Source organism: Bradyrhizobium sp., assembly GCF_036735945.1.
Classification (GTDB): domain Bacteria; phylum Pseudomonadota; class Alphaproteobacteria; order Rhizobiales; family Xanthobacteraceae; genus Bradyrhizobium.
Window position 1 is genome coordinate 1 of record NZ_DAINNI010000203.1, and the last position, 5706, is coordinate 5706.

A 5706-nucleotide genomic window follows, 5' to 3' on the forward strand; every position below is an offset into this window, starting at 1 on the left:
GTATCATCCCGATGTTGAATCATGACTCACTTCCCAGGGAAAGTGGGTACTAGTTCCTTCCCCGGCTGGCGCGCCGTTCCACCGCACCTGCTCCGTGGAACCAGGCTCCGTCACGATCGTTGGTGCCGCGAACAATTTAGCGGTGACCATGATGATGGCTGACGACGGGAAGGGTGCCTTGAAGCGGGAGCTGGTTTTTGCGGCCCTGCTGGTCGCGACAGGCGTGGCGATCTCAATGCTTTCGCTTGGGCAGCTTGGGGCCGGCCAGCAGATCGCGCAGGCGACGCAGCCCACGCAATCGACGCCCGGCGCGGAGACGAAGCCGTCCGCGCCGCCGGAGCCCGCCACGACCGGCCAGCGGCCGCGGGAAATTCCGCCGCAGCCGGCCCGTCCCGACCCGGAAGCGCAGAAGCAGGGCGCTCAGCCCGCGCTGCCGCCCGCACCGGCGGAGAAGGTGGCGCCGCCGATCCGCGAGAAATGATCCCACTCTCCCGAGCCTGATTGTGCAATTGCAAAATCGTGGGCCGCTGAAAGCTGTGGCCGCGCGTTCCGCCGCGCCGTTTTGCGGCCATATGACCCGGTTCGCCCGCAGCAATTCGTAGCAGACGGTGCGGACGCCGCCTCCGAACGCCTTGTGTTGATCCCCAACAAGCGGTTAGGCTTGCTGCAACAACAGCCGGCAGGTCGAATAACGGCCGGCGCGCCAGGGAGTGACACATTGCGTGAGTTAACGCCTGAAACGATCACGGATGCCGTGCTCGACCAGATGGCGACGACGCCGGACCCCCGCCTGAAGATGATCATGGCATCGGCGGTGAAACACCTCCATGCCTTCGCCCGCGAGGTCAATCTGACGCCGGCGGAATGGATCAAGGGCATCGAATTCATGACCGCCGCCGGCAAGATGTGCTCGCCGGAACGGCAGGAATTCATCCTGCTGTCGGACACAATCGGCCTGTCGGCGCTGGTCAACGGCCTGCATGACGCGACCGCCCTCGAGGAAGCCACCCATACCAGCCTGCTCGGCCCGTTCTACCGCGAGGCGACGCCGACGCTGGCGGCGGGCAGTTCGATCGCCAGAAATCCGAAGCCCGACACCGAGTGCGTGCTCCATGGCCGCGTCACCGATACCGCGGGCAAACCCGTCGCGAACGCCACGGTCTCGATCTGGCAGACCGGCGCCGACGGCCTCTACGACATCCAGGCCAGCGCGACCTCGGTCGATTACCGCGGCGTGTTCACCACCGACGCCAACGGCATCTACGTGCTGAAGACCGTCAAGCCGCTGGGCTATTCCATACCCATGGATGGGCCGGTCGGCGCCATGGTGAAGGCGCAGGCGCGGCACGGCATGCGGCCGGCGCACATCCACTTCCTGGTCGGCGCCGCCGGCTATCGCGAACTCGTCACCGCGCTCTATCTGCGCGACGATCCGCACCTGGCCGATGATGTCGTGTTCGGCTCGTCCGGCGATCTCGCCGTCGACGTGGCCGCCAACAATCCGGATTGTCCGATCAAGGGCATGCCGAGCATCCGTTTCGACATGCGGCTGTCGCGCGAAAGCGCCGCCGACAAGACCAGCGGCCGCGTCGGCGCCGATCCGTCCGCGATCATCAAGCAGGCGGCCAAGGGCGAAACCGTGGGGGCTGGATAGTCCTCAAGCGAGCGACCGGACGAAGATCCGGCGGAGCTGAAATGACACAACGACAAATCAGGGGGAAGCAATGAAGCGCAGGACATTTCTCGGCGGTGCGATGGCGGTGGCGGTGCTCGGACAGGGGTCGAGCGCCCTGGCCCAGCAACCGCCGATCAAGATCGGCATGTCGATGCCGCAGACCGGCGGTCTCGCCGGCGGCGGCAAGGCATCGCTGCTCGGCATCGAGATCTGGCGCGACGACATCAATGCCAAGGGCGGCCTGCTCGGCCGCAAGGTCGAACTCGTCGTCTATGACGACAAGTCGAGCGCCTCGGAGACGCCGGCGATCTACGCCAAGCTGGTCGACGTCGACAAGGTCGATCTGCTGTTCGCGCCCTATGCGACGGTGCCGACCGCGCCGATCATGCCGTTCGTCAAGCAGCGCGGCCTGCTGCTGATGGGCAATTTCTCTTTCCAGGTGAACAGCAAGGTCGGCCACGACATGTGGTTCAACAATGCGCCCTGGGGTCCGGCCGACAGCTGGGCCGCTTCGTTCCTCGATCTGGCGCAGAAGGCCGGCGGCAAGAACATGGCGCTGCTGACGGCGGACCAGGAATTCGCGCAGAACCTCGCGCTGACCGCGCGCGATGTCGCCAAGCAGCGCAACATCCCGATCGTGTTCGACCAGGTCTATCCGCCAAACACCGTCGAGTTCGCTTCGATCATCCGGGCACTCAATGCCGCCAAGCCCGACATCGTCTATGTCGCCTCGTATCCACCGGATTCGGCCGGCATCCTGCGTGCCGTGAACGAGATCGGCGTCAGCGACAACGTCAAGATTTTCGGCGGCGGCATGGTCGGCCTGCAGTTCGCCGCCGTGATGTCGAACCTCGGCTCGCTGCTCAATGGCGTGGTGAACTACAACACCTGGCTGCCGGAAAAGAGCATGTATTTCGACGGCACCAAGGAGTTCTTCGACAAGTACACCAAGCGCGCGATCGAGGCGAAGGTTGATCCGCTCGGCTATTATCTGGCCCCGTTCGGCTATGCGATGGGCGAGATGATCGAGGCGGCGGTCAATTCCACCAAGTCGCTCGACCAGAAGGGCATCGCCAAATATCTGCGCCAGAACGAGATGAAGACCATCGTCGGACCGATCGCCTTTTCGGCGGACGGCGAGCGCAAGGAAACCGCAACGCTGCAGGCGCAGTTCCGCGGCGTCAAGGACAAGGACATCGAACAGTTCCGCTCCTCGGGCAGGCAGGTGATCCTGTTTCCGGACAAGCTGAAGACCGGCGAACTCATCAGTCCCTTCGAGGCAGCCCGAAAGTAGGCCCTGAGGCTTTTTCGGCTTTGAGCCCAAGGGGGAGCTGACGTGTTTTCGATGGACCTGCTGCTCGGGGCAGTGCTGCTCGGCGTGCTGCTCGGCTGCTTCTATGCGGCCGTCAGCGTCGGGTTGTCCGTCTCGTTCGGGCTGCTCGACGTGCCGCATGTTGCGCACCCGGCCTTCCTGGTGCTGGCGTCCTACGGCGTCTACCAGATCAACGAGTCCTATGACATCGACCCGCTGCTCGCGGGGCTCTTGATCACGCCATTGTTCTTCCTGTTCGGCCTGCTCTCCTACCGCATCTACTACGAGACCTTCGAGAAGCGCGGCAGCGATGCCGCGGTCCGCGGCATCGCGTTCTTCTTCGGCATCGCCTTCATCATCGAGGTGCTGATCGTCCTGCACTTCGGCGTCGATCAGCGCTCGGTCACCGCGACCTATATCGGCAAATCCTGGCGCTTCGGCGAGATGCGGATTCCGATCCGGCAACTGGTCGCATTCGCGGTGGCGCTGACGCTGACGGCGCTGCTGGCCATCTATTTGTCGAAGACCTTCATGGGCCGCGCGATCCGCGCGGTGGCGCAGGACGAGGAGGCGCTGCGGCTGATGGGCGCCAATCCGGTCCGCATCAAGCAGTTCGCCTTCGGCATCGCCACCGCGGTGCTCGGGGTTGCGGGCGCGCTCCTGATCATCGTGGCGCCGGTCGAGCCGACGCTCGATCGCGCCTATATCGGGCGCACCTTCTGCGTCGTGGTCATGGCCGGCCTCGGCAGCATCAGCGGCACGCTGATCGCCGCCATCATTCTCGGCGTCGCCGAATCCGTCGTGCTGACGATGTTCGGCGCCTCCTGGGCGCCGGCGATCTCGTTTGCGATGCTGCTTGCCGTGCTCGCCGTTCGTCCGCAAGGTCTGCTCGGCCGATGACCAAACGCCGCCACAGCATTGTCTTCTGGGCCGGCGTCGCCGTGTTCCTCGTCGCCGTGCTGGCGATGACGCAGATCGTCCGCAACGAATATCCGTTCTTTGCCGGCTACGTCATCCTGCAGTTCATCGGGCTCGCGGTCGCCTGGAGCATCCTCGGCGGCTATGCCGGTTACGTCAATTTCGGCACCAACGCCTTTTTCGGCATCGGCGTTTACACGGCGGTCGCGCTGTTCAAGGCGACCGGCGCGCCGCTTGTGATGCAGATCGCCGCCGCCGCGGTCGTCGGTATGCTGCTCGGCTTTGGCGTCGGCCTTCTCACCCTGCGCATGCGCGGCATCTTCTTCTCGATCGCGACGATCGCGCTTGCGATCATCATCGAGACCTTCGTGATGAACTGGCGCTTCGTCGGCGGCGCCGCCGGCATCCAGCTGCAGCGGCCGCCGGTGATGGCGCCGTTCGACAGTTACGTGAAGATGCTGTTCTTCGTGCAGGCGGTGCTGGCGGTGACGGCCGTTGCGACCGCGCGCTACATCCAGAATTCGAAGGTAGGCCGCGGCCTGCAGGCGCTCCGCGACGACGAACTCGCCGCCGAATGCACGGGTGTGCCGACCTTGAAGCTGAAACTGGTCGCCTGCATGATCTCGGGCGCACTGATTTCGGCGGTTGGCGCGCCTGCCGCGATGTACCTGCAATATGCCGACCCGTCGTCCGCGTTCAATTTGAGCTACTCGGTCTCGGCGCTGGCGATGGCGCTGATCGGTGGCACCGCGCACTGGATCGGCCCGGTGCTGGGGGCCATCCTGCTCAGCTCGACCCAGCAGCTTCTCTCCGTGACCATTTCTTCCGAGGTCAACGTGCTGGTGCTCGGCATCATGCTGGTGCTGTTCGTGGTCGCCGCGCCCAAGGGCATCATCGGGCTGTTGCGGCCGCGCTATCGCCTGCGCGCGGGAGGCAAGCCATGACCACAGCCGACGCGCCGCTCCTGCAGGTCGGGGCCATCACGAAAACCTTCGGCGGCTTCACCGCGCTCGACAATATCACCGTCGACATCAGGAAAGGCGAGCGCTTCGGCCTGATCGGCCCGAACGGCTCGGGCAAGACGACGCTGATCAACTGCATCTCCGGCGCGCTACGACCCAACGCCGGCAGCGTGGTGTTTGGCGGCGAGGACGTCACCCAGCTGCCGCCGCATTTGCGCGCACGCCGCGGCATCGCCCGCAGCTTCCAGATCCCGCGCCCGTTCAGGAGCATGACGGTGCTGGAAAACCTCATGGTCGGGCTCGACTTCGCCGGCGTTGGTTCGGGGCAAGTGGAGGAAGAGGCCGCGATGTCGATCCTGACGCGGATGGGGCTTGCCGCGAAGGCGGATGCTCCCAGCGACACGCTGAGTCAGGTTGAATTGCGCAAGATGGAGCTCGCCCGCGCCATGGCGGTGCGGCCGAAACTCCTGATCTCGGACGAGGCGATGGCCGGGCTGTCCTCGTCGGAGGTCGACGAGGTGCTCGATCTCCTGATCAGCCTCGGCGAGGAGGACATCACCATCATCATGATCGAGCACATCATGCAGGCGGTGATGCGTTTCTCGGAGCGGGTGATGTGCCTGGATGCCGGCAAGATCATTGCGCTCGGCGTGCCTGACGAGGTGATGGCCAACAAGCGGGTGCAGGAGGCCTATCTTGGCACTTAGCCTTGCCATCGAAGGCCTCGATGCCGGCTACGGCGCCGTCAAGGCGCTGCGCGGCGTCACGCTGCATGTCGAGGCCGGCGAGACCGTGGCGCTGCTCGGCACCAACGGCAACGGCAAGAGCACGCTGATGAA

Annotated in this window: 7 protein-coding genes; all 7 read left to right on the plus strand. The window is 64.9% G+C overall.

The window, feature by feature from the left end; genetic code table 11:
- Positions 1-178 precede the first annotated feature (178 nt).
- A complete protein-coding gene (locus V7E26_RS28915; protein WP_324422803.1) occupies positions 179-481 on the plus strand; it encodes a hypothetical protein in 303 nt (100 codons plus the stop codon).
- A gap of 237 nt (positions 482-718) precedes the next feature.
- Positions 719-1654, plus strand: a complete 936-nt coding sequence (locus V7E26_RS28920) for a dioxygenase family protein (protein ID WP_324422804.1) — start codon at positions 719-721, stop codon at positions 1652-1654.
- A 70-nt stretch (positions 1655-1724) separates the two neighbouring features.
- The gene (locus V7E26_RS28925) at positions 1725-2969 is read left to right on the plus strand and encodes an amino acid ABC transporter substrate-binding protein (protein WP_324422805.1); all 1245 of its coding nucleotides are present in this window, start codon (positions 1725-1727) and stop codon (positions 2967-2969) included.
- 51 nt (positions 2970-3020) lie between these two features.
- The gene (locus V7E26_RS28930; RefSeq protein WP_324422808.1) at positions 3021-3887 is read left to right on the plus strand and encodes a branched-chain amino acid ABC transporter permease; all 867 of its coding nucleotides are present in this window, start codon (positions 3021-3023) and stop codon (positions 3885-3887) included.
- Entirely contained in the window at positions 3884-4849 is a 966-nt protein-coding gene (locus tag V7E26_RS28935; RefSeq protein ID WP_324422806.1) for a branched-chain amino acid ABC transporter permease, read from the plus strand. The genes V7E26_RS28930 and V7E26_RS28935 overlap by 4 nt, the downstream gene beginning before the upstream one ends.
- Positions 4846-5574: an ABC transporter ATP-binding protein gene (locus tag V7E26_RS28940; RefSeq protein WP_324422807.1), complete on the plus strand. Its 729-nt coding sequence runs from the start codon at positions 4846-4848 to the stop codon at positions 5572-5574. The genes V7E26_RS28935 and V7E26_RS28940 overlap by 4 nt, the downstream gene beginning before the upstream one ends.
- The coding region (locus V7E26_RS28945) for an ATP-binding cassette domain-containing protein (protein WP_324422809.1) at positions 5564-5706 on the plus strand (143 nt) is incomplete at its 3' end. The genes V7E26_RS28940 and V7E26_RS28945, both read left to right, overlap by 11 nt.

Excerpts from the sequence above, each read along its gene's own strand:
- V7E26_RS28930 (WP_324422808.1), top strand. The coding sequence starts at position 3,021 with ATGGACCTGCTGCTCGGGGCAGTGCTGCTCGGCGTGCTGCTCGGCTGC.
- V7E26_RS28925 (WP_324422805.1), top strand. The coding sequence starts at position 1,725 with ATGAAGCGCAGGACATTTCTCGGCGGTGCGATGGCGGTGGCGGTGCTC.
- V7E26_RS28940 (WP_324422807.1), top strand. The coding sequence starts at position 4,846 with ATGACCACAGCCGACGCGCCGCTCCTGCAGGTCGGGGCCATCACGAAA.
- V7E26_RS28935 (WP_324422806.1), top strand. The coding sequence starts at position 3,884 with ATGACCAAACGCCGCCACAGCATTGTCTTCTGGGCCGGCGTCGCCGTG.